The organism is Lysinibacillus xylanilyticus (assembly GCF_001183605.1).
In the GTDB taxonomy this organism is placed as follows: Bacteria; Bacillota; Bacilli; order Bacillales_A; family Planococcaceae; genus Lysinibacillus; species Lysinibacillus xylanilyticus.
In genome coordinates this window covers 1,390,979-1,411,532 of record NZ_LFXJ01000005.1, presented here as the reverse complement: position 1 = coordinate 1,411,532, position 20,554 = coordinate 1,390,979, and the positions used below count along the sequence as shown (strand labels likewise).

The 20,554-nt window shown below is 33.9% G+C and carries 27 protein-coding genes and 2 pseudogenes; 23 read left to right on the top strand and 6 right to left on the bottom strand.

The window, feature by feature from the left end; all coding sequences use genetic code 11:
* Position 1: 1 nt before the first annotated feature.
* From ACZ11_RS27245 to ACZ11_RS09615, 8 genes are all read left to right on the top strand, one after another.
* Positions 2–91 (top strand): hypothetical protein, encoded by a 90-nt coding sequence (locus ACZ11_RS27245; RefSeq protein WP_269079317.1) that lies wholly within the window; start codon positions 2–4, stop codon positions 89–91.
* A gap of 436 nt (positions 92–527) precedes the next feature.
* Positions 528–629, top strand: a complete 102-nt coding sequence (locus ACZ11_RS27515; RefSeq protein WP_134008577.1) for a phage holin — start codon at positions 528–530, stop codon at positions 627–629.
* Between the two features lies 1 nt (position 630).
* Entirely contained in the window at positions 631–1,356 is a 726-nt protein-coding gene (locus ACZ11_RS09640; protein ID WP_049665602.1) for a peptidoglycan recognition protein family protein, read from the top strand.
* A gap of 341 nt (positions 1,357–1,697) precedes the next feature.
* A complete protein-coding gene (locus tag ACZ11_RS09635) occupies positions 1,698–1,892 on the top strand; it encodes a hypothetical protein (RefSeq protein ID WP_049665601.1) in 195 nt (64 codons plus the stop codon).
* 26 nt (positions 1,893–1,918) lie between these two features.
* The gene (locus tag ACZ11_RS09630; protein WP_049665599.1) at positions 1,919–2,407 is read left to right on the top strand and encodes a small multi-drug export protein; all 489 of its coding nucleotides are present in this window, start codon (positions 1,919–1,921) and stop codon (positions 2,405–2,407) included.
* 75 nt (positions 2,408–2,482) lie between these two features.
* Complete coding sequence (locus ACZ11_RS09625; protein WP_049665598.1) at positions 2,483–2,773, top strand: YfzA family protein; 291 nt, start codon at positions 2,483–2,485, stop codon at positions 2,771–2,773.
* A gap of 349 nt (positions 2,774–3,122) precedes the next feature.
* Positions 3,123–3,914, top strand: a complete 792-nt coding sequence (locus ACZ11_RS09620) for a helix-turn-helix domain-containing protein (protein WP_049665596.1) — start codon at positions 3,123–3,125, stop codon at positions 3,912–3,914.
* A 531-nt stretch (positions 3,915–4,445) separates the two neighbouring features.
* The gene (locus ACZ11_RS09615) at positions 4,446–4,937 is read left to right on the top strand and encodes a hypothetical protein (protein ID WP_049665595.1); all 492 of its coding nucleotides are present in this window, start codon (positions 4,446–4,448) and stop codon (positions 4,935–4,937) included.
* Positions 4,938–5,067: 130 nt separating this feature from the next.
* On the opposite strand, the gene ACZ11_RS09610 is transcribed toward ACZ11_RS09615, so the two are convergent.
* Positions 5,068–5,718, bottom strand: coding sequence for a FusB/FusC family EF-G-binding protein (locus tag ACZ11_RS09610; RefSeq protein WP_049665593.1), 651 nt, complete (start codon positions 5,716–5,718; stop codon positions 5,068–5,070).
* Positions 5,719–6,271: 553 nt separating this feature from the next.
* Between ACZ11_RS09610 and ACZ11_RS09605 the strand changes: the two genes are divergently transcribed.
* Positions 6,272–6,904 carry a class I SAM-dependent methyltransferase gene (locus ACZ11_RS09605; RefSeq protein WP_236690827.1) on the top strand — a complete coding sequence of 211 codons (633 nt, stop codon included), beginning with the start codon at positions 6,272–6,274 and terminating at the stop codon, positions 6,902–6,904.
* 228 nt (positions 6,905–7,132) lie between these two features.
* Here the strand turns inward: ACZ11_RS09605 and ACZ11_RS09600 are convergent, their stop codons facing one another.
* A complete protein-coding gene (locus ACZ11_RS09600; RefSeq protein WP_236690826.1) occupies positions 7,133–7,369 on the bottom strand; it encodes a hypothetical protein in 237 nt (78 codons plus the stop codon).
* A 259-nt stretch (positions 7,370–7,628) separates the two neighbouring features.
* Between ACZ11_RS09600 and ACZ11_RS09595 the strand changes: the two genes are divergently transcribed.
* The 9 genes and pseudogenes from ACZ11_RS09595 to thrS all read left to right on the top strand — a co-directional run bounded on the left by ACZ11_RS09595 (position 7,629) and on the right by thrS (position 14,513).
* Entirely contained in the window at positions 7,629–7,886 is a 258-nt protein-coding gene (locus tag ACZ11_RS09595; RefSeq protein WP_049665590.1) for a zinc metalloprotease, read from the top strand.
* Positions 7,887–7,920: 34 nt separating this feature from the next.
* Positions 7,921–8,319, top strand: coding sequence for a MarR family winged helix-turn-helix transcriptional regulator (locus ACZ11_RS09590; RefSeq protein ID WP_049665589.1), 399 nt, complete (start codon positions 7,921–7,923; stop codon positions 8,317–8,319).
* The gene (locus tag ACZ11_RS09585) at positions 8,319–8,666 is read left to right on the top strand and encodes a DUF3147 family protein (protein ID WP_049665588.1); all 348 of its coding nucleotides are present in this window, start codon (positions 8,319–8,321) and stop codon (positions 8,664–8,666) included. The genes ACZ11_RS09590 and ACZ11_RS09585 overlap by 1 nt, the downstream gene beginning before the upstream one ends.
* A gap of 11 nt (positions 8,667–8,677) precedes the next feature.
* A pseudogene (locus tag ACZ11_RS09580) lies at positions 8,678–9,162 on the top strand (GNAT family N-acetyltransferase).
* A 141-nt stretch (positions 9,163–9,303) separates the two neighbouring features.
* Complete coding sequence (locus ACZ11_RS09575) at positions 9,304–9,768, top strand: hypothetical protein (protein WP_049665586.1); 465 nt, start codon at positions 9,304–9,306, stop codon at positions 9,766–9,768.
* A gap of 245 nt (positions 9,769–10,013) precedes the next feature.
* Positions 10,014–10,523: a hypothetical protein gene (locus ACZ11_RS09570; RefSeq protein WP_049665585.1), complete on the top strand. Its 510-nt coding sequence runs from the start codon at positions 10,014–10,016 to the stop codon at positions 10,521–10,523.
* A 388-nt stretch (positions 10,524–10,911) separates the two neighbouring features.
* Entirely contained in the window at positions 10,912–11,700 is a 789-nt protein-coding gene (locus tag ACZ11_RS09565; RefSeq protein ID WP_049667141.1) for a lipid II flippase Amj family protein, read from the top strand.
* Positions 11,701–11,788: 88 nt separating this feature from the next.
* Positions 11,789–12,148: a hypothetical protein gene (locus ACZ11_RS09560; RefSeq protein WP_049665584.1), complete on the top strand. Its 360-nt coding sequence runs from the start codon at positions 11,789–11,791 to the stop codon at positions 12,146–12,148.
* Between the two features lie 454 nt (positions 12,149–12,602).
* Entirely contained in the window at positions 12,603–14,513 is a 1,911-nt protein-coding gene (gene thrS / locus ACZ11_RS09555; RefSeq protein ID WP_049665583.1) for a threonine--tRNA ligase, read from the top strand.
* A 204-nt stretch (positions 14,514–14,717) separates the two neighbouring features.
* On the opposite strand, the gene ACZ11_RS09550 is transcribed toward thrS, so the two are convergent.
* Positions 14,718–15,182, bottom strand: a complete 465-nt coding sequence (locus ACZ11_RS09550; protein ID WP_049665581.1) for a hypothetical protein — start codon at positions 15,180–15,182, stop codon at positions 14,718–14,720.
* A gap of 149 nt (positions 15,183–15,331) precedes the next feature.
* Complete coding sequence (locus ACZ11_RS25160; RefSeq protein ID WP_199777829.1) at positions 15,332–15,472, bottom strand: aspartyl-phosphate phosphatase Spo0E family protein; 141 nt, start codon at positions 15,470–15,472, stop codon at positions 15,332–15,334.
* A gap of 558 nt (positions 15,473–16,030) precedes the next feature.
* Between ACZ11_RS25160 and ACZ11_RS09545 the strand changes: the two genes are divergently transcribed.
* Together ACZ11_RS09545 and ACZ11_RS09540 are read left to right on the top strand one after the other, a co-directional pair.
* The gene (locus ACZ11_RS09545) at positions 16,031–16,648 is read left to right on the top strand and encodes a hypothetical protein (protein WP_134008574.1); all 618 of its coding nucleotides are present in this window, start codon (positions 16,031–16,033) and stop codon (positions 16,646–16,648) included.
* A 14-nt stretch (positions 16,649–16,662) separates the two neighbouring features.
* A pseudogene (locus tag ACZ11_RS09540) lies at positions 16,663–17,216 on the top strand (histidine phosphatase family protein).
* Positions 17,217–17,815: 599 nt separating this feature from the next.
* Here the strand turns inward: ACZ11_RS09540 and ACZ11_RS09535 are convergent.
* Together ACZ11_RS09535 and ACZ11_RS09530 are read right to left on the bottom strand one after the other, a co-directional pair.
* Entirely contained in the window at positions 17,816–18,016 is a 201-nt protein-coding gene (locus ACZ11_RS09535; protein ID WP_049665578.1) for a hypothetical protein, read from the bottom strand.
* A 32-nt stretch (positions 18,017–18,048) separates the two neighbouring features.
* Entirely contained in the window at positions 18,049–18,408 is a 360-nt protein-coding gene (locus ACZ11_RS09530) for a DUF1413 domain-containing protein (RefSeq protein ID WP_049665576.1), read from the bottom strand.
* 430 nt (positions 18,409–18,838) lie between these two features.
* On the opposite strand from ACZ11_RS09530, the gene ACZ11_RS26975 reads away from it, so the two are divergent.
* The 3 genes from ACZ11_RS26975 to ACZ11_RS09520 all read left to right on the top strand — a co-directional run bounded on the left by ACZ11_RS26975 (position 18,839) and on the right by ACZ11_RS09520 (position 20,452).
* Positions 18,839–18,958, top strand: a complete 120-nt coding sequence (locus ACZ11_RS26975) for a DUF6440 family protein (protein ID WP_236690825.1) — start codon at positions 18,839–18,841, stop codon at positions 18,956–18,958.
* Between the two features lie 211 nt (positions 18,959–19,169).
* Positions 19,170–19,658: a DinB family protein gene (locus tag ACZ11_RS09525; RefSeq protein ID WP_049665575.1), complete on the top strand. Its 489-nt coding sequence runs from the start codon at positions 19,170–19,172 to the stop codon at positions 19,656–19,658.
* Between the two features lie 161 nt (positions 19,659–19,819).
* Positions 19,820–20,452, top strand: a complete 633-nt coding sequence (locus ACZ11_RS09520; protein WP_049665573.1) for a histidine phosphatase family protein — start codon at positions 19,820–19,822, stop codon at positions 20,450–20,452.
* Positions 20,453–20,554 lie beyond the last annotated feature (102 nt).

The window sequence follows — 20,554 nt, the reverse complement described above, 5'->3', positions numbered from 1 at the left end:
AATGAAGGGTCTAGAGCATCGAACGAATAAAAAACAAGTATGGCTAAAAGAAAATATTCTTTATTCTTCAAGATATAATCTGTCTACCTAATGGGGAGCATATCAAAAATGCGTGTGTTTTTTGTTTGAAAAAAACGTTTATGCTAATTTACTAAGTTATTATATTTACACATTTTCTGAAACATTTGTATTGGTAACATGACGAAATTTTAATTAATAGTTCATGCTACCAATATCCTGAAATCGATGAAGAAACAAATACAGAAAATTAAGAAGAAACGCAGGCAAAAGCTAAGCGTTTTTTTTTATTTCTCCGTAGATATGTAAGGAGAGCTCTTATATTTTTGTGGAAGTAGGTGATCTATGAAGTATTGAACTGTCATTGCTTTTTGGTGCAATTGAAACTATTTTAGACGTATTTGGTGCAATTTAGTGGCAGCATTTGCGCTATTACTGCCATTAGTTCTACCGATTTACCCTTTATTCTAATACGACACAACAATTTATAATAAGCAAATAACAGAGTAATTTACACTGCATTTGCTTTCGTAGTGGTGCTTGACCCGACAATGTTAGGCACTAATGATAGCAAACAAGCGATAAAATATGACAAACAAAGGGTGATATGAAATGACTTATACTATTGAACAACGTTTAATGTCAGGTTTACCGAATATGGCATTAACGGCAATAAAATATGTAATTGCCCATGAATCAAGTAACGAGAACAATTTCGGCCCTGACGCGTTAGAAAATGAAATAAAATATATGAATCTTAATAAAGCAAATGCATTTACATCTCATTGGGTAGGTAATGGGGGTCGCATTGTACAAGTCGCACCGGTCAATAAAGTGCAATACGGTTGTGGTCCTAAAGGTAATCCACTTAGCTATGCTCAAGTAGAGCTAGCGCGTACAAATGACAAAGAGCAGTTTAAAAAAGATTATGCATCGTACATTTGGCTTTTACGAAAGCTTGCTAATGATGCTGGCATCCCTGTTGTATTAGATAGTATTGGTAATGGCATCAAGTCACACCGTTGGATTACTGATAATTTAGGCGGTACAACACATAGAGATCCGTATGCTTATTTTTTGAGTATGGGCATTTCAGAAGCTCAATTTAAGCAAGATATTCTAAATGGAATAAATGAACAAACACCACAAACAGAACAGGATGATGATCTTATGAAATTTACAAATGATGCCCCAAAGGCTGCAGTACGTGAATATCTTAAACAATCAGTAGATAAAATGTTGATTGATAAATCGTGGTTAGATAAATTCGACAATGGGACTATGACAAGCGGTGATTTCGAAGGACTAAAAATTATCATTGAACAGCGCAGCAATTAATAGCAAAGCCCAGGTACTCAATTAATTTGAGCTTGGGCTTTTTTATTTCGCGACTAAATCTCCTATTTTTTACGAAAAAATCTAAATTGAAATCAGGATTATTTTAATTGTTCTTTTCTTTAATCGTATTATTCATTTAATTTCAGTTTTGAGGAATTTCTATACAAAACACACTGTTTAACATGATTGCAACCGTATGTTGACAAAGTGCAACTGCAACATTGTAGAAGTAAGAGCAATGTTTTTCTAAGATTTATATAGAAATTAAGAAAGGGGATTCGTAATTAATCGAAATTTCAAAAAAATCATATTTACCAGAAAGTAAGTAGAGAGGAGAAACAATGAAACAAGTATCTATTATTGGGATTATTTTTACCATCGGGATATTAATTTTTTTAAAGATTTTTCTGGACTCAATCCCAAGAGTTAATGAGCCAATAACAAATATATTCGTATTCGTGGGATTTGTCTTTATTGCTATTATATATGGCATGTCTCGAATTAAAAAAAATAATGAACATACTTTGGAAAAGTAAGAGGGATGTTAAAGGAGAGGTACTACATGTTTCGTCAAATGGTACAGGAGTTTGTAGGTCAATTATCTGAATTAGATTTACTTTTACAGTATTTAGGTGTTTTCGTTATATCTTTCATTCCGTTTGTAGAATCTCCTGGTGGAGCTGTGGTCGGTTCTCTTATCGGGATTCCGATTATTTTAGCAGTAATTATTAGTATGATTGGAAACTGGATTTCGATCATGTTCGTTATTTTACCTTTTAATGCTTTGCTTACGAAAAAATGTTATTCCAATAAAGAAGGATTTATTTATAATCGCGCAACTAAAGCGAGAGAAAGGTACGATAAATATGGTGTCCCAGGCCTTGCACTTGTCGCTCCATTAGTTGCTTCAGCCCATATTGCTGCCTTCACCTCATTAGCTGCTGGCGCAAATAAAAGAAGGGTCATCTTCTGGCATTCTATCAGTTTAGTTTTTTGGGGAATTCTTGGTGGAGTATTAGGAGGCTATATAAACTATGATATAATGCCATGATTTTTTAAATGTGTTTTCTTCCTTTGATTTTAATTTTGAAATAAATCAATTTTATTAAGAGAGGAAGACATCAAGATGATGTTATTAAAGAAATGGATAATTAATCTGGGTGGCTTCTTAATTCTTAATTTCATCTTTTTAATTTTCGATAGTACATTTGTGGATACTAACTTTAATTTTGGCGATTTCGGAAATAGGATATTACAGACAGAACTTTTTACCGAATGGTTAAGTTTTTATGAAAATCCATTTTTTAATATAGTTGCAATCTTCGCGGCACTCCAATTAATAATTATCTCTTTATATGATATATCTAAAAAGATCACTGGTAATGATGATTTTTTAAACTTTAATATAATGGATTGAAACAAATAGATACCCATGTTATTGTGTTGTAAAGGAATAATATGGAATTACGAAAGGGGAAATAAAGTATCTATATTTGGTGAAAAAGCATAAAGTTTTCCTTTGCAACAGTTGTTGAAGTATTTTTACTACTTCTATATAAACCTTCAGCTGCTTTAAGGTAGTGGTGTTTTATCATTTGTTACTTATACGAAGCCTAGTAAATGTACAATGTATGAAGAGATCTTATCTGTAGTCGTTATTATTAATCACTTAATTTACAAAGTGGGCGCTGAAAAGTCATATTCTTAACGTTTCTAATAAAATAAGAAGGTTTATAGTAAAAATAAATGGAGGGAGTTCAAAGCAAGTGATATTTGGTGAAAAACTATTTAAATTGAGAAAGGAAAATGGGCTTTCTCAAGAAGCTTTAGCCGAAAAATTAAACACGACGAGACAAGCCATTAGCAAGTGGGAAAATGGTCAAGGGTATCCTGAAACTGAAAGACTTCTTATGATAGGAAATATTTTTGGTGTTTCGATGGATTATCTGTTAAAGGACTCTGTCGAACCTAGCAATGATATAAAGTCAGGATATTATGTTAGCAAAGAAATGGGAGAAGGATTTTTACTCTCTGTTCGTAAATCTGCTAAATATCTCTCAATGGGTTTATTTTTTGTTACATTAGCTTTTATCCCTTATTTTATTTTTAAACAAGACCCATCAACTTATTTAATACCAACGATTATTCTTGCAACTATAGGAATAGGGTTACTTGCGTCAACATCTTTTTGCGAAGAAGATAAATATAAAGTGCTTAAACAAGAACCTTTATTGTTGGATGAAAAATATCTCCAGGAACTTAACACTAGATATGAACGTATGAAGAAAAAATACGCAATTATTATGATTGCGGGATTCGGATTATTTGCATTAGGGTTCTTACCAATTGGATTAGAAAGGAAAAAAATTATTTCCGCTGGTTTTCTAACACCGTATTATCCGATTTGTATTGGGCTGATTGCAGTCGGTATCTATATTTATACTCATATGTCTAATATCTTAGATGCATATAAACGTCTTGCCAAGAATGAGGTATATACTAATCAATTTGTCTTTAAGTTTCGAAAGATAGTAAGAAAAAAATTTGATGACTTTTAAACTAATACAGATACATTAAACTAAAACATATACATTTTTTAGCCTTAGTTGGCTCCAAATTAAAGTTACCTTGCTTTGTATAGCTTGAAATTATGTTAACTACATTTGCGCATTAATGTATCAACGTTTATAGGCGTGGTTAGATAGAGTATGCATCACACTAAATTTATTGAAATAAGAATACGTCACCGAAAGATTTATCCAAATAGTCACGAAACACTCGTTTAAAATACGAGTGTTTTTTTATTGAAAAACATTGATATATCAACGTACGAAGAAGAATGTTAATTTATTGTCTTTAAATACCAATCTAATGGGAGAGGGGAGAAAAAACAGGTACCTCAAAAATGTACCCTCAATTTCATTATTTTTCGACTCCATCCAGTGTACTCCATCTTTTACAATAGTTTTGTTTATATGAATAATATTGTTCTCATTAAAGTGGAATTCTTTCTACAACCGTCTATACAATTATTTTTTTATTTTAATAAGATATACAGAAAGTAATATTTTTTATTAGGAGGTGAATCTTTGTCAAATCAAACATCAACATCTCAAACTAGAAAGTATACGATTACTACAGGACCATTTCTTGTTCCATTGGATGCTGCAGTTGGACAGCCTAATAATAGACTTGTGATTGTAATTAAAAACCCTACAAGCAAACCACTAGAAGCAAATGTTGTGATTGAATATTGTCCTTCTTTACAGCTTTCAAATGAAGGAATATCACTTCCTTTTATAATTAATGAGAATGAAAAACCTTTTCTTGAAGGTCTCCCGACAACTGTTATACCTCCAAGGAGTTGTACTCGATTGGAATTTGATATTAGTTCTATTGTGAATGGAATCCTTCATGTTAAATCTACAGGCGATTATTTAGTCGGAGAACGCCCATTACGTGGAAAACTTGAAATCGAAGTGGTTGGGGGATCAGGCCTTACTAGTCCAACGAATCCAGGCCTTGCTGTTGCTGATCCTTCCATGGTATTCCATTATGGTGATATGAAAGTTATGCTTTGATTTAACTTTTGTTCAAATGTTTTGCTTTGTCATCATTGCATCGTCGAATAAAAATGGATCAAAATTAGTTTCTGTATTAATTGATAAAAACTATCTAAAAAGCCTTCCCCGTAATGGAGAAGGCTTCATTTTATCGAGTGATACGTTCGAAAAACGCTATTGTTTTTTCTATATCTGTTACATGTCGATTGCATGTTTGGCTATCTGCGCAAATGTAATTACTATAATTCGTGAACGTTCCAACGACTTGCCCTTTTACAGACGTAGTAAATAAGCCAACATCAGAATGGCGGTTACATAGTGCGCATATTCCTTTAATTGTATTGTTAGAGTAAGTTCCCTTAATCGCTTTTAACTTTTCATCTTGTTCCAACACAACATATTTTCGATGTGTACCAGGATCATCCCAAGCTAAATAACAAATTTCCTGAAAGTCCATTTCTTCAAGTTTTGGTAGCTTGAGCTTTTTTTCCTTTTTAAATAGGCTCTTCAATGTGCTTGCAGTTACAGCGTTGAATGGGATGACGTACGGCTTTAATTGCTCAATATACGCTTCACCCTGTGCACGATCTGACACATTAAAAAGTTGTTCAATTAGTTGAGCTTCCGAAGTTGAAAGCACTAATTTCGCTGTAATTTCGCTTTCAACAATTCCGTGTACGGCTAGGATTACGTTTTTATCCTTGGTCGTTGCAAGTGTTTGTATGATTTTTTTCATTTGCTGATCAAGTAAATTATAGTTTGCGACCGTTAAAAACGGCTGAATTGTTTGTTTTTCCATTTGAATTCACTCCTGTATTGTAGGCTTTTTATTAAGGTTTATGGCCTAAAGAGATCATTCAATTATGTTAAATACGTTAACTTTTCTAGACCTCTTTGACCTGTAAAGTGTTTAGTCTAGAGCAAGCATTACAAAAGAATGCGTCCATTTCGATTCCTCCTTGAAAAGAAAACTATCCTTATTATAACATTTTTTAGGAATTTTATAAAGTTTGAAAATTTGCTCACTGAGATATGTAATATTTGGTATAATAGTTTAATATTTGTTCATCACCAAAAGTTGTGGATGACATTTTGATAAATCGCGTGTCATGTATATAGGTTGATTGAAGTAGAGGCTGGGCGTCAGCAGGAAAGTGCCCAGTCGGAGCAGAAATCAACCCCAAGATATGGCGATGAGCTTGAATTTTTGAAAGGGGGAATTTTTATGAAACAGGTTATCGGAAATGAAAATTTAATTGTTTGGAGAGGGATTGTTAGTAACTAACACGGGATGTTTAGTACTAATAGACCTTCCAAACTAGTAATCGATTGAAAACCTAGGAGGAACTATTATGCTAAATCAACAAGGATTTAATTTATGGGCTGATGGTTATGATAAAACGGTCCAGCTAAGTGAAGAAAGTAATCAATATCCATTTGCAGGATATAAAGCAGTATTAAATACGATTTTTAACGAGGTCATGTACATTCCAAAATCAACTGTATTAGACATTGGATTTGGCACAGGGGTGTTAACGGCAAAACTTTATGACAATGGCCATATTATGAATGGACTCGATTTTTCCTCGAAAATGATCGAAATTGCCAAAGAAAAAATGCCTGATGCGAACTTAATGGAGTGGGATTTGTCAAAAGGGCTACCAGCAGAGCTTCTTCATCAAAAATATGACGCTATTATTAGCACCTATGCACTTCATCATTTTACCGATGAAATGAAGGTGCAATACATTACAGCATTATTACAGCAACTATCGCCTGCAGGCAAAATTTTTATCGGTGATATTGCGTTTGAAACAAGAGCGCAGCTTGAAAAATGTCGTCATGACAGTATTAGTTATTGGGATGATGATGAAATTTACTTTGTCCATGAGGAAATTAGCTCCTTGTTAAAAGGAGTATGCCAATTAGAATTTTATCCAATCTCGCATTGTGGTGGGGTTTTTGTACTTTCGAATTTTGCGTAGGAAGATATTAGAAAAATGAATGCAGCTGCTGAAGAAAAATTTCAACAGGGTGTGTTTGTGAAAATTCTATAAGTATCTGGGGAATTTCCGATAAAATTAGTAAGGGGCTGTCTACTGACAGTCCCTCGCTTTATGTAAACATCGACATAATATATTTACCTGATAACATAAAAACTGCATAAACTGCAAGAGAGCTAATTACGGAAATGCTTGGTTTAAACCAGGTTGTTAATAAAAATGCGAGAACCGTAAAAGTAACATACCTACAGCCCCAAACACTGTATTTTGTAAAACGCTATGGAAAGTATCTTCCTTCATATTTTTCATCTGCATGCCCATATGAATGAGCGTCAGAATAGGTAATGCCGTAATGATGCCAGATAAAAACAGATATTTTGATTGGCTTAACAGTAATGCTATTACCATTATAGTGCCGTCCACGATAAAATAAAGAAAATATAACATAAATAACCCTCGGCTTTTTATTCAGAATAGTGTAATAATACTTTGCGAAATAGAGCCTTAAAGTGTTATTTTATTTTCTATAGAAAAAGTCTATGTTTATTTAGGGACGAGCAATCTTTCGAAGTAAAGAACACTTTCGAATTGGAAGAATGCATTTCCATATTTGTTGGAGATATTATGGTATGGCTATTGTTATTTGGAAAAGGAGAGTTCTTTAACAAAAGTCCAGACAATATTATTTTTCCTCGGGGGTCCCGTTATGTCACTTAGTCTAGCAGTCATTTCTTATTTTGCTATGAATACGTTCACTAATGATGCACTTCTGAATTTTCTTAATGGACTTTTTTATGTGAATGGAACCCTTTTTCTTTTTACAGTTATTCCGATCATCTATCCAAAATGGCTAAAGCCTTATGCTGGATTACCTTCGGATGGTTACAAAATTATTCGCGCGTTAAAAAACAGAAAATATAGAATTTTAGATACCTCTTTAAATACGTCGTTTATTACGATATAATCGATTCAAACGACATATTAAAGGAGTAAAATTGATGATTAAAGATTTAAATAACTATTTTACAACGATTTTCTACCATCTACATACTAAGCATGAAGATACAATTTCGCATCAAAGCGTACGTATATTACAGATGATTCAAAAAGAAGATGAAGTAACTGTACGTGATATTGCAGAGTTACTGAATATTTCTCAGAATACAGCGTCTGAGCATATAAAAAAGCTGGAGCGTAATGGCTGGGTAAAAAAGGAGCGGGCCATCGAAGATCAGCGCAAAGTAAATCTCCATCTTACAGCTGAAGGGTTTCACATTTTAAAGAAAAACACAGAATTAGATGATGAAAAGCTGCAACATGCGCTAAACCAGCTTTCCGAAGAGCAACAACAAACGATTTTACAGGCTTTTCGTTTATTAAGTGAGGTGTCTAAATAATGTACACATTAGTAAAAATTCTTTGCTCGGCAGTCGTTATTGGTATTGTTACTGAGGTTGCTAGAAGATTTCCTTCCTATGGTGGCATTATTGCAGCACTACCACTTGTCAGTATTTTAAGTATCATCTGGCTTACTGTGCAAAGTGAGTCGAGTGAACATATTCAACGATTTACGGTTGGTGTAATAGTTGGGTTACCAGCTACAATGTTTATGCTGTTTGTTATTTATATGGCAATGAAATCATCAATCCATATCGTTTTAGCCATTGGACTAGGTGCCGTTTCATGGGCAGTATTTCTAGGTGTGCAAAAAGCTATTGCTAGTATGTTTAATTTTTCAATTTAGGAGAATGATAGATGACAGTAATTCCTATTCAACAATTACCTCAAGATGATGTGTTACAGTTTTTTAAGGAGCATTGGGGAACTACAGAAATGGTCATTTCTAGTGGGATATATATGACTGTAGTAAGTTAGATGGCTTCGCTTATGTAGATGACCAAAACTCGATCTTAGGTCTCATAACGTATATCATTCGTGCTGAAGAATGCGAAATGATTTCCCTTGATAGTATAGTAGAGGGAAAGGGCATTGGTTCATTACTTGTACAAGCTGTTGAACAACATGCATTCGAACAAGGCTGTACAATAATTACCCTCATTACGACAAATGATAATTTACACGCGTTAAAATTTTATCAAAAAAGAGGCTATCTCTTAGCCGAAATCATACAAAACGCGGTCGAGCAAGCAAGAGCGTATAAACCTGAAATTCCTTTAATCGGTAATGACGGGATTCCGATACGAGATGAAATACGATTAGAAAAACAATCTGGCTTATAATGAGCCAGATTGTTTTTCTGTGTATTAAAGGGTAGCCTAAAGAAGTTGATTGGTGAAGAAAAATCCCCATAGTATATTTTAAGGTTTCATCACCTAGGTTTTCTCGTTATACTTGATGGTAGCAAGAAAGTGAGGAAAGAAATGAAAAAATTACTATTTGTTTTATTATTTAGTGTTCTCGTAGTGGGAGGGGGCTTTATCATTTATTTAAAAAGCAATCCACCACTTGTCATGAATAGCTATACGAATCCTACAGATGATTCAACTACAAAAATCGTAGAAATAGAGAATAAAGGACTACGTGATATAAAGCTTCAGCAAATACTCATCAATGATAAAGTGCCTGAAAATGTCGAGCTCGTCGTGAGTAAGTCCGAACCGTTTGAAGCAGAAACGAAGCTAGTGGGTAATCCAAATATTACATATTATAAGTTAAGGCAAGTAACTGTTTTTCCTAGTCAATACATAGATCGCAAGGCCATTGGAAAGCAGCCTCAGCATTATGCAGTAAAGGTTGAAGAACCTAATATTAAAAAAATAACGATTAAGTACGATTATTTAAAAATGCCATTTACTTTAACAGCTGAATTACAATCTACTAAATAAAGTGAAACGTTAATCAGTGGGGGTTTTCTTTCCCCACTGATTTTTAGTTTACACTACTCGGGATAGAAGTCCCGAACCTAACGATTAGGTTTCGGTACAGATAAATTACTTATTCAACATACTCTTTTTTTGTCTTATCATTTATGCCTATGTCATTTCATAAGATTGTTTGGTGAAAAAATACCATCACTACTAAAACATGGTATTCTAATAGTAACAGTCATTATGATGTTAGGAGGGACTAAATGGGATTTGTCATTATCGGCATAGTACTTGTTATCTTTATTTTCACTGTAACTTTAGTGGTAATTAGGAAGCATTCGAACGAGGATATTAAGCTGGAGGTAACAGCTGTATGTGAAGGGAAAAATGAATTAGATCAAGCTATTATGAAGATATATTTTACATTTTCAATTGGCAAACTTGCACATCGAAAAAAAGAAATAATGGGCAGTATTGATTGGTCAAAGGGATGGATGCCTGTTTGCTATAATTTAAAGGAATATGGAGCCTATCAGAATGAAAGATTACTCCCTGTAACAAATGAAAAAACGTATACAACATTCGAAATCAACGCTACAAATGCTATAGACCCTCTGGGACAGGGGGAAGGGTATGTTGTATTAGTATTAGAGGATCCTATTTCTACAGATAAATCTAGAGCAGGTGTGATTCTAGCAGTAACCGCCAATATGGTCACCTATCAGCTATCTGACTCAACTAGCTGGAATAATGACTTTGCAATTAATCATTAAATAATAAAAAAGCTATTCGTTAGGATGAAAGTACCTAATGAATAGCTTTTCTTATTGGTAGGAAAATAAAGGAACCTATTCAAGTAAATTTCGTAGAATATTAAAAGGATGAAGTGTCTTTGCTGTACTCGTAACTAAATAGGTCAACCTTGGGAAAAGGAGAATAAAGGAGAAATAATCAAGATGCCCAGAAGGTCGAAAATATATCAAATCTATATGGGAAAAATCCTTTTAACGTAGGAACTAAAGAAATTACACCCCTGTTTTTATGGGTAATAATTCCTCACGAAGGATGGGTAGTATATGTATGAGCATGAATCAAACGATTACTAATTAACAATCGAAAAGAAGGTAAAAGAATTTGGATATTTTAACAGATAAATTAATAATGATAGCTTTATTTATTCTCATCATTCATTCGATAGAAACACTTGCGTATGCAGTTCGATTATCGGGTGCGCGTGTAAAATTATTAGCCTCTGCACTATCCTTGTTTAATGTGATGGTCATGGTTTCAAGGCTGGCAAATATGATGCAGCAGCCCTTTACCGGTAGTTTGACTGACACAGCACCAAAAGAAAACACTCTGGAATTTGTGGAGCAGCAGTTCCGAGTACTTATTGGCGCCGCTTCATTAGGTACAATCGTAGGCATTCTACTATTGCCGACATTTGTGGCGATATTTTCAAGAGCCATTATTCATTTATCTGAGGAAAAAGGTTCTATACCAGCATTATTCAAAAAAGGATTTAGTATTGAGTATTTCAAACGGGGAATAAAACATATTCACATGCCAAGCTTTTCATACTTAAAGGGGATTAGCTGGCGTGATATCCCCATAAAATTATTTATCGTTAATATCGTGATAACGGCCATCTATACAATTGGTGTTCTGTCTGCACTTTACGCAGCTCTGTTAGTTCCTGAAAGATCAACAACTGCTGTAATGGCATCAGGACTTATAAATGGAGTAGCAACGATGTTACTAATTATATTTATTGACCCTAAAATTTCTATTTTGGCAGATGATGTCATCAATCAAAGAGGTAGCTACTTAAGTCTTAAACGAGCTTCTGTCATGATGATGGGTTCAAGGCTACTAGGTACTTGCTTAGCACAGCTATTATTTATACCTGGAGCAAAATATGTTGCTTGGTTTACACAATTTATGACTTAAGGAGAACAGCTTTTTCTAGGAATTAAGAAGGATAGATTAAAGAGGATATTAACATGATAACTTTCAAGGGAAGGAAAATCGATATCTAATGAAAAAATTATGCTTCCTAATTTTGATGATGTTTGTATTAGTTGCGTGTAGTACGAATCAACAAGGAGAGGTACATTACATAGCGAAAAGTGAGCATTGGAAGGCTGTATATCATAGTAATACCGAGGAGGGCTTACAACTATTTTATCTAGGAGAAGAGAAAGATTTAGGTGATTTACAAATAACGATAGAAGGGTCCAATGAATCAATAACATTCGATGACGTCCGTGTGAATATGAATAAGCGGTTTGTCTTAAAGAAAAAAGAAAGTGCAAAAATTTTTAAAAAAGATGCTGCCCCAATTATTCACATTAAATGGCATTCTAACTATGAGACTTTAGAAGTACGAAGTGGATGAAAACTAGCTAAGGGATTGCGATTATATTGCAACTTTCCTGCAAAAAGTAGAATATGCAGGAAGGACAAATTTGGGAGAGGAATCAAAATTGTTTCATAAAAAATAATTTTCGAACATTGACAAGTATTGGAGCATTTGTTACAGTAAATAACAATTTCACAAAGCAATGAAATTGGCGATGACAAGGACACGAGTTTGTATAAGCGATTTACAGAGAGGGAGGCCATGGCTGAAAGCTTCCTAATGCAGCTAGCAAATCTTACTACCTTCGAGCAGTGCTTGGAAACTTGCACCGTTTATGCAACGTTACTGCAGAGCAATGAGCCACTAGTGCATCTAGTGGGAATTTGGGTGGAACCACGGGTAATCAACACATACTCGTCCCTTTATGGGGCGAATATGTGTTTTTTTTTATCTCCAATTACCTAATTTTTTAAAAAAAGGAGTAGAGGACATGTCAAATCAATTTATTAACATTCAATTTCCAGATGGTAAACAACAAGCATTTTCAAAAGGTGTTACACTAACCGATATTGCACAAGCGATTAGCCCAGCTTTACGCAAAAAAGCAATCGTAGGGAGTGTCAACGGAACCATCATTGATTTGACGCGCCCGATTTTGGAAGATACACAAATTTCCCTGTATGATGCTAACTCAAAAGAAGGAATTCAGGTGATTCGTCATTCAACAGCTCATTTGTTAGCCCAAGCAATTAAGCGTTTATACCCTGATGCTAAATTTGGGGTTGGGCCAGTAATAGAAAATGGGTTTTATTATGATATCGATATTGCGCATTCCTTAGTGCCTAGTGATTTACAACAAATTGAAAAAATGATGAAGCAAATTGTGCATGAAAATATACAAATACAGCGCAAAGAAGTGACAAGAACAGAGGCACAACAGCTATTTGCTCATGATGCTCTAAAGCTAGAGTTATTAGAGGATATTCCTGAACATGAAGTTGTGACGGTTTATGAACAAGGGGACTTTTATGATCTATGTCGTGGACCTCATGTACCTTCTACAGGTAAATTACAACATTTTAAATTAATGAATGTGTCCGGAGCTTACTGGCGTGGAGATAGCAATAATCAAATGCTACAGCGTATATATGGGGTAGCATTTGCCTCAAATAAAGAACTTGAGGAATACTTTGTTTTCTTAGAAGAAGCGGAGAAGCGAAATCACCGAAAGCTTGGAAAAGAACTAGAGTTATTTATGTTTTCAGAAGAAGCACCAGGGATGCCATTTTATTTAGCAAATGGCCAAATTATTCGCAACGAATTGGAGTCATATTTACGACATTTACAAGCAAAATTTGATTATCAAGAAGTACGGACTCCATTGATGATGAACCAGCGTTTATGGGAGCAGTCGGGACATTGGGATCACTATAAGGAAAATATGTACTTTACACAAGTAGACGACCAAAGCTTCGCATTAAAGCCGATGAATTGCCCTGGACATATGTTGATTTTTAAAAATGATTTACATTCGTATAGAGATTTACCGATTCGTATGGCTGAGTTTGGTCAAGTTCATCGACATGAATTTAGTGGCGCATTAAATGGCCTATTACGAGTTCGTACTTTTTGTCAGGATGATGCGCATATTTTTGTTACGCCTCAGCAAATTGAAGATGAAATTGCACTAGCACTGAAAATAATTGATGAGGTATACAAGGTTTTTGGCTTCCAATACGATATTGAATTATCAACACGTCCAGTTGATTATATGGGTGATATTGAACTTTGGAATCAAGCAGAAGAAGCGTTAGAAAACGTACTAACTAATCTAGGTTTTCCTTTTACAATTAATGAAGGTGACGGCGCATTTTATGGCCCAAAAATTGATATTCATATTAAAGATGCCATTCATCGCAGTCATCAATGTGCAACAGTGCAGCTCGATTTTCAACTTCCTGAGAAATTTGATTTAACGTATATCAATGAACAGAATGAAAAAGTAAGACCTGTCGTTATTCATCGAGCAGTATTCGGTTCTATTGATCGCTTCTTAGGTATATTGATTGAGCATTTTGGAGGGGCGTTCCCAACGTGGCTTGCACCTCAGCAAGTTAAAGTAATTGGGGTTGCAGATAACCATCAAGGATATGTACAGCAAGTAGTTGATGCTTTACAAAAGGAACAAATCCGTGTAAGTATTGACAATCGACAAGAAAAGCTAGGTAAAAAAATTCGTGAAGCTCAAATGAAAAAAATACCTTATATTTTAGTGCTTGGTGATAAAGAAAGGGATAATCTACATGTCACTGTTCGTAAATATGGTCAACAAGCATTAATTGAAAAACCGTTGCAACAGTTTATAGAGGAAATAAAGCAAGAAATACAACAAAAAACTTAATCTTATAAAGGGGATTAAACAATTCAGCTCGCCGCTAGAAGGAAGTCATTTCCCTCTAGTGGCGAGCTGAAAAAATGATTGATATAAATGTAGTGATATATGTTTTTGCAAAATTTACTAAAAAAATGTTGATTTTTTCAACGATTTTGCTACTATAATTCAATTTTCAAGCATACAATAAATTAAACAACTAACAAAATAGATTTAATTGATAGTATTACTTTGATAATTACTATTTCCTAAAAGGATAGTTTGGGTCTCTGCGTCAATAACCAGGTATTTATGATAGGTCTCCTGATTATTTTGCTTAAAGGATGCTAAAAAATATACTTGTCGATTGGGATGAATAAAAGTATGTTGAGAGAGGTCTATTTTTTCACGTATAAAATTAGTTTTTAGATGAAATGTTTCTTCAGCCTTCGCTACTTCCTTAAAGGCTATTTTTTGACGAATGTTTAAGGTAGCATCGTTATATTCCTCATAGATTGCCCTATCTAATTGATGATAGAAATCATTCTCAGTACGAAATGTCTGATATTGATTATTAGGATATTTATAAGATGTAGTTCCAGAAGGTATGCAAAGAACCGGTGCTGTATTTTCTACTGAATCTTGAGGTTGCTGTAGTAAAAAGCTTGAAACGACCAATGATAAAAAAAATACCTGCATTTTTCGACCTCCTTTTTCCTGTCATAAAGAAGATATCCCATTTTTATGTTATTTATACGTATCTTTACAACAGCAAAAGGAAATGGTGTGATTTTTATAACCAGAACCTTATATACAGTATAAAACTAGACGGATCATCGAAAATAGTTTTAGCTAGCTTTATTGATCGCTTTTGAATATTTATTTAGTAAGTCATCTAATTCTTGACTACAATCTACCACGCTAGGATGGGTGAAACCTAAATCCATTGCCTTCTTATACATATCTTTCCTTTTATTTTCAATCTCCATCTTCAAGAATTGTTTAAACGATATATTAACCAAAATCTTTTCCCCCTATATTTTTTCTTCATATTCTTGAAATACCTTGACCTCGATTCAACTTTTTCATTGTATCTCACCTAAAATAAAAAATATGTCACATTGTGTATAGGTTGAGAAATTCGTAATTTAGTCATAGATAAAAATATATATTCTTATATGATGGAAAAAAACAAAGAATAGCCAAGTTGGATATTTCGACCTACTTATATTACTAATAGTGTATTATTAATATGTTATATAACCCTATACGTTAGAATTTAAGGGTTTTTTTTTGACTTGATTTCATAAAATGATTAGGGAGATATTTAATAGATTAGCAACTTTTTTACTATAAATATTTATGCATGTATCGACTGGAATTTTAATGGACTTTATTTTCTTGTCGCAATTTATCAAATATGCTTTTTTGTTGTTTGTTATTGAGGAGATTTCTTTCTGGTTGATAATGTTGAGAATTTTCGAAATATATAGAATGATGGATAAATTAGTTTGTGAGTCTATTAAATGATAGGGGGGAGGTATACAGTGTTGAAGTTAAAGTTACCAATATTAAGCGTTTTTGTCGTTTCTAGTTTAATATTAATAGCATGTACAGAAGTGAAAACAAAATCAGGAGAATCTACTGCAGTTTCTAGCCATACCATTCAACATGTGGAAGAGTCTAAATCGACAACTCCCGTCATTGATAGAAATTATGATTTTACATATTTAGAGGAACTGACCGAGGAAAAAAGAAAATTATATGAAGAATTCTTAAGCAATGGGAATATTAATAGTTTAAAGACTTTTACACCAGAGGAAATGGTGTTAATTATGATGAATTTAATATTTGAGAATAATTTCGATAAACTATATGCAATTACCTACAATAACAATGAGCTTCCAGATAAACAAACCTTTATAGCAGAGTATATAGATTATTTATTAGATGAAGATATACAGAATTATTTAATGTACAGATACTATGATAGAATTTCTTTGGATAAAGATTCTAGCACCGAAAGTATAGCAATTGTTCATTTGGAGATAATTTTTGGAAGCGCACACTATCTTAGGGTATATCCCATATTAAAAGAGGATGGTATGTGGAAGGTTGATTTATACAATTATATGAAAGAAAAGAAGGCAAAATCTGAAGAATAGTAGAGGCGATATTAATGACCGTAATATATTTTGTAAGACACGCTCATTCTCACTTTACAGCGGATGAGTACAATCGTCCGCTTTCTGACAAAGGGTTTGAGGATAGGGATCGTGTAACAAAATTATTTAAAAATAAAATAATCCATACTATATATTCAAGTCCATATAATAGAGCCGTTCAGACGGTGGAAGGTATTGCACAAGAACATACATTACAGATAAATACGATTGATTCTTTGAAAGAAAGAATATTATCTACTGAAACTATACTTGATTTTGACGCTGCGATTCAACAAGTATGGAGTCATCCGAATTTCGCATTTGAGGGTGGAGAATCAAATGAAATCGCAATGGAACGAGCTATTACTACCTTGCATAAAATTATACTTGCACATCCAAATGACAATATAGTGATTGGTACACACGGCAATGTAATGGCCTTAATGTTTAAATATATTGATGCAAGGTATGATTACTCATTTTGGAAAAACTTTCAATGCCAGATGTATATCAACTAACATTTCAGCATTTGGTGTTACGAGATGTTCAAAGAATTTGGCAAGAATAGAGGAAGGGGCTGTCTACTGGCAGCCCCTTGGTTCATTTTATCGAGAAATTGGCCGAAGTGGAAAATCTTATTTCGTTAAAGCCACATTTTTCATAGGAACGAATAGCACCTTTAATAAAGCAAAAACCTGAAGTTTATTAATAAGGCTGTTTTCGAAAAGATTGTTGTTATTCAACTAACGAGGCAGTTTAGTTGAATAGTGTTGTTCAACAATCGGGCCATATAATTGAACAACATTTTTTATGGGGTAGTGTCAGGAAAGATTCAGATTTAAGATCTATTTAAAATATATTTTTCACAACAAACTAGATGAGGTACGAGGTCATAACGCACCCAAACCCTCGTTTGGTAATATTGCATAAAAGGCTTTTATTCCACAATATGGCCCGATTGTTGACCACAAGTTAAACAACACTCCACAATTAACCTGTTTATAAAGTTTTAAGTGTTTCTAACTACTGAATTATATTCTAAAATGATCAGTATTTTAAAGTAAGTAACAATCTATACGAAAACGGCCTTTGTTTTATATAGGGAAGAGATTGTGCCTTGGTATAAAAAAAGACAGGCAGAGGATCTGCCGGCCAGGGTGGAAATGATTAGTACATTATACTATGTGGTCTATTACTTATGATGTTAATGGAACCATCGATGCATTTCATGCAACTGATATTTCCTGAAATACGTTGTTTTGTTGTATGAAACGCTTTTGAAAACGTATCGATAACAACGCGCGTGTCTTGCTTGCCATAGTGCATAATATAATTTTTAATCGCTCTTCTAATTTGTTTATTACTCATTTGCATACCTCCTGTCACTTTTTTGAATGTGGTTAGTCGTCTTTTTTTACGATTCTATAAACAGCTCTACGTCCGTATTTCCCCATATCCTTAAACTTAATACCTAGGTCAGGATGTGCATTGACGTAATTAAAGAATTTCTTACCAAATACACCTGCAGGGCCTCTTTCGATAGTCCAGTCCTCACCATAGACGTCAGGTAACTCAAATTCATCTTCAATTTCAAAATTTTCTTCACGAATTCTCTTTACAGCTTCTTCTGGGGTGAAGATGGTATCAATCTGAAATATAGTATGTCTGATATAGTCTTGGATACTCTTTTGCTCGGCCTGAGCCATTTTTTTTAATTTTTCATAGTACTCGTCGTTAAGTGTCAATTTTACTATTGGCATAAGAACCTCCATATTTTATAATTCCTAAACATGCATGTGAGGCACCTTCTCTAAGTAATGTAGTTTATCATGTGTGGCATCTACATGCAATGCCTGACTTCTAAAATTTAAATTTTTTCACTTTTGAAATGAAAAAGATCGCCATTTCTACTGATGAACTGTACCTCCAATTGTAAGATGTGTCTAACAATTGGGGTGAAGTTCGATTCGTTTTTTCTTGTTGTACTAAAGGATTAGAGAATTTTTGTTGAAGTCATTGAAATAACGGTACAGTTTAGTTTAATAATTGTAGTTTGCTTTGATAATCGAATTTACTTTTGAGAAACAGCATTATAAAGAGTGGCATAAATATGTTGAAATTAAAGAGGCTATCAAGAACTGGAGTTAATGAATCAATTTAGTAATTATCAGGTTAAGGGAGAGTAGACAAATGGGTAGCAAACGATTTGAAGATATTTATATTCAGGAAAGTCTAGAAACTTTTAGGATTATTCGTGATAACGAGATGGGGGTTTTATACATGCGTAATTATTCTGGTGCTGGATTTTAAAAAAAGATTAAAGATTTATTTGTTGAAGTTATAGAGTTAACGACGCAGCTCAGTTTAATAATCGTATTTAGACTTGTTCAACAATCGGGCGCAATTCTACAGCAAGAATTGTGCTTTTCTTCATGAAAAGGGCCATTTATCGGAATAAAGAAGGAGAATTCAAAAAAGCATTGAAATAGAAAAGATATAATTAAAAGGGAGTGTGATTGAAATGTCCCATGCTAAAGATGTTTTAGTCGATCAGTTGTTAGCAAATGCGAACGACCCTAGCTTTTACGTTCCGTTTTCGGAATCAGTAGCAAACTTGTCAGAGGAAGAAGCGTTTTGGAAACCAAACGATGAAAGTAACAGTATCGCTGAAATTGTGCAACATCTACTTTACTGGAATGAGACATGGCAAAAGAGGTACCAAAAATCTCATGTGAATGCTGTTGCGCCAATAGGTGATAATAATAAAAGCTTTATTGTTCCGGAAAATAAAAGATTTGCTGACTTAAAAGAGTGCCTCCTAAAGGTTCTGCTTCAGTGGCAAGATCTAATAACTGAAGAAAAGGTTGAAAGTGAAGTGAATGGTTTCCCAGAGACTGCAAAGTGGTGGGGGGTACTGGGAAATATGTCTACGCATAACGCTTACCATATTGGACAAATTGTTTACATCCGAAAACAACTACAAAAAGGCTGGAAAACTAATATTAAATGAGATAGTGAGACAACTTACATTTCTTGTTCCACAAACGGGTGCAAGAGTTAAACAAGGTGTTGCGGCGGCAGCATCTTTTTTCTTGTTGAGCTAACGGGGGAGTTTAGTTGAAGTAAAATAACATTGAAGGCAGTAAAAATTTCACAAAGGTGGTCAATTGAATGGGCAAAATTATCTTGATACAGCATTGTCAGTCGGAGCATCATATTAATAATATGTCAGGTGGATGGACTGATACTCCTTTAACTGAATTTGGTAGAAAACAAGCAAAAACATTAGGCAGAAAATTAAAAGAATTGGTAGATAGTAAAGATGATTATGTTCTGTATTCTTCTGACTTACTCAGAGCGTTACAAACAGCAGAAATAGTAGGTAGAGAATTAGGTTTAGATGTTATTAAAGATAAAAGTCTGCGTGAAATAAATACTGGTGTTGCGGCAGGAAAGACAAAGGATTGGGCAAGAGAAAATAGAAATCCAAGAACAAGAAATGGATTTGATTTAGATTATCAGGAATTTCAAGATGGTGAAAGTTGGCGAGAATTTTATAGTCGAGTTTGTAGTTGTATGGATAGGATATATGAATCTGAAAAGACCAAAAATCTAATGATTGTCACTCACGGAGGAACTTTAGGTTATATACTTGCTTGGTGGATGAAATTTGAGCCAGAAATGATTGTTAACGCTTATTTTTCTTCATCAGTAGGTGGGGTTACAATTCTAAGTCAAAATAGTTTTCAGCAAAATGTTGTAAATAAATTTAATGATACATCTCATTTTGATTTATTAAACTAACGAGGTGCCTTACTTCAAGATAGGATTCCACAGAATCCCCTCTTTTTCTTATTCAACCAACAAGGTGGTTTGGTTAAATTAGGATTAATTAAAGGGTTTCGT

Bases quoted from the DNA above. Each gene is read 5' to 3' on its own strand.
- ACZ11_RS27245 (WP_269079317.1), top strand. From the start codon at position 2: ATGAAGGGTCTAGAGCATCGAACGAATAAAAAACAAGTATGGCTAAAA.
- ACZ11_RS09640 (WP_049665602.1), top strand. From the start codon at position 631: ATGACTTATACTATTGAACAACGTTTAATGTCAGGTTTACCGAATATG.
- ACZ11_RS09635 (WP_049665601.1), top strand. From the start codon at position 1,698: ATGAAACAAGTATCTATTATTGGGATTATTTTTACCATCGGGATATTA.
- ACZ11_RS09630 (WP_049665599.1), top strand. From the start codon at position 1,919: ATGTTTCGTCAAATGGTACAGGAGTTTGTAGGTCAATTATCTGAATTA.
- ACZ11_RS09625 (WP_049665598.1), top strand. From the start codon at position 2,483: ATGATGTTATTAAAGAAATGGATAATTAATCTGGGTGGCTTCTTAATT.
- ACZ11_RS09610 (WP_049665593.1), bottom strand. From the start codon at position 5,718: ATGGAAAAACAAACAATTCAGCCGTTTTTAACGGTCGCAAACTATAAT.
- ACZ11_RS09605 (WP_236690827.1), top strand. From the start codon at position 6,272: ATGCTAAATCAACAAGGATTTAATTTATGGGCTGATGGTTATGATAAA.
- ACZ11_RS09600 (WP_236690826.1), bottom strand. From the start codon at position 7,369: ATGTTATATTTTCTTTATTTTATCGTGGACGGCACTATAATGGTAATA.
- ACZ11_RS09595 (WP_049665590.1), top strand. From the start codon at position 7,629: ATGTCACTTAGTCTAGCAGTCATTTCTTATTTTGCTATGAATACGTTC.
- ACZ11_RS09590 (WP_049665589.1), top strand. From the start codon at position 7,921: ATGATTAAAGATTTAAATAACTATTTTACAACGATTTTCTACCATCTA.
- ACZ11_RS09585 (WP_049665588.1), top strand. From the start codon at position 8,319: ATGTACACATTAGTAAAAATTCTTTGCTCGGCAGTCGTTATTGGTATT.
- ACZ11_RS09575 (WP_049665586.1), top strand. From the start codon at position 9,304: ATGAAAAAATTACTATTTGTTTTATTATTTAGTGTTCTCGTAGTGGGA.
- ACZ11_RS09570 (WP_049665585.1), top strand. From the start codon at position 10,014: ATGGGATTTGTCATTATCGGCATAGTACTTGTTATCTTTATTTTCACT.
- ACZ11_RS09565 (WP_049667141.1), top strand. From the start codon at position 10,912: ATGATAGCTTTATTTATTCTCATCATTCATTCGATAGAAACACTTGCG.
- ACZ11_RS09560 (WP_049665584.1), top strand. From the start codon at position 11,789: ATGAAAAAATTATGCTTCCTAATTTTGATGATGTTTGTATTAGTTGCG.
- thrS (WP_049665583.1), top strand. From the start codon at position 12,603: ATGTCAAATCAATTTATTAACATTCAATTTCCAGATGGTAAACAACAA.
- ACZ11_RS09550 (WP_049665581.1), bottom strand. From the start codon at position 15,182: ATGCAGGTATTTTTTTTATCATTGGTCGTTTCAAGCTTTTTACTACAG.
- ACZ11_RS25160 (WP_199777829.1), bottom strand. From the start codon at position 15,472: ATGGAGATTGAAAATAAAAGGAAAGATATGTATAAGAAGGCAATGGAT.
- ACZ11_RS09535 (WP_049665578.1), bottom strand. From the start codon at position 18,016: ATGAGTAATAAACAAATTAGAAGAGCGATTAAAAATTATATTATGCAC.
- ACZ11_RS09530 (WP_049665576.1), bottom strand. From the start codon at position 18,408: ATGCCAATAGTAAAATTGACACTTAACGACGAGTACTATGAAAAATTA.
- ACZ11_RS26975 (WP_236690825.1), top strand. From the start codon at position 18,839: ATGGGTAGCAAACGATTTGAAGATATTTATATTCAGGAAAGTCTAGAA.
- ACZ11_RS09525 (WP_049665575.1), top strand. From the start codon at position 19,170: ATGTCCCATGCTAAAGATGTTTTAGTCGATCAGTTGTTAGCAAATGCG.
- ACZ11_RS09520 (WP_049665573.1), top strand. From the start codon at position 19,820: ATGGGCAAAATTATCTTGATACAGCATTGTCAGTCGGAGCATCATATT.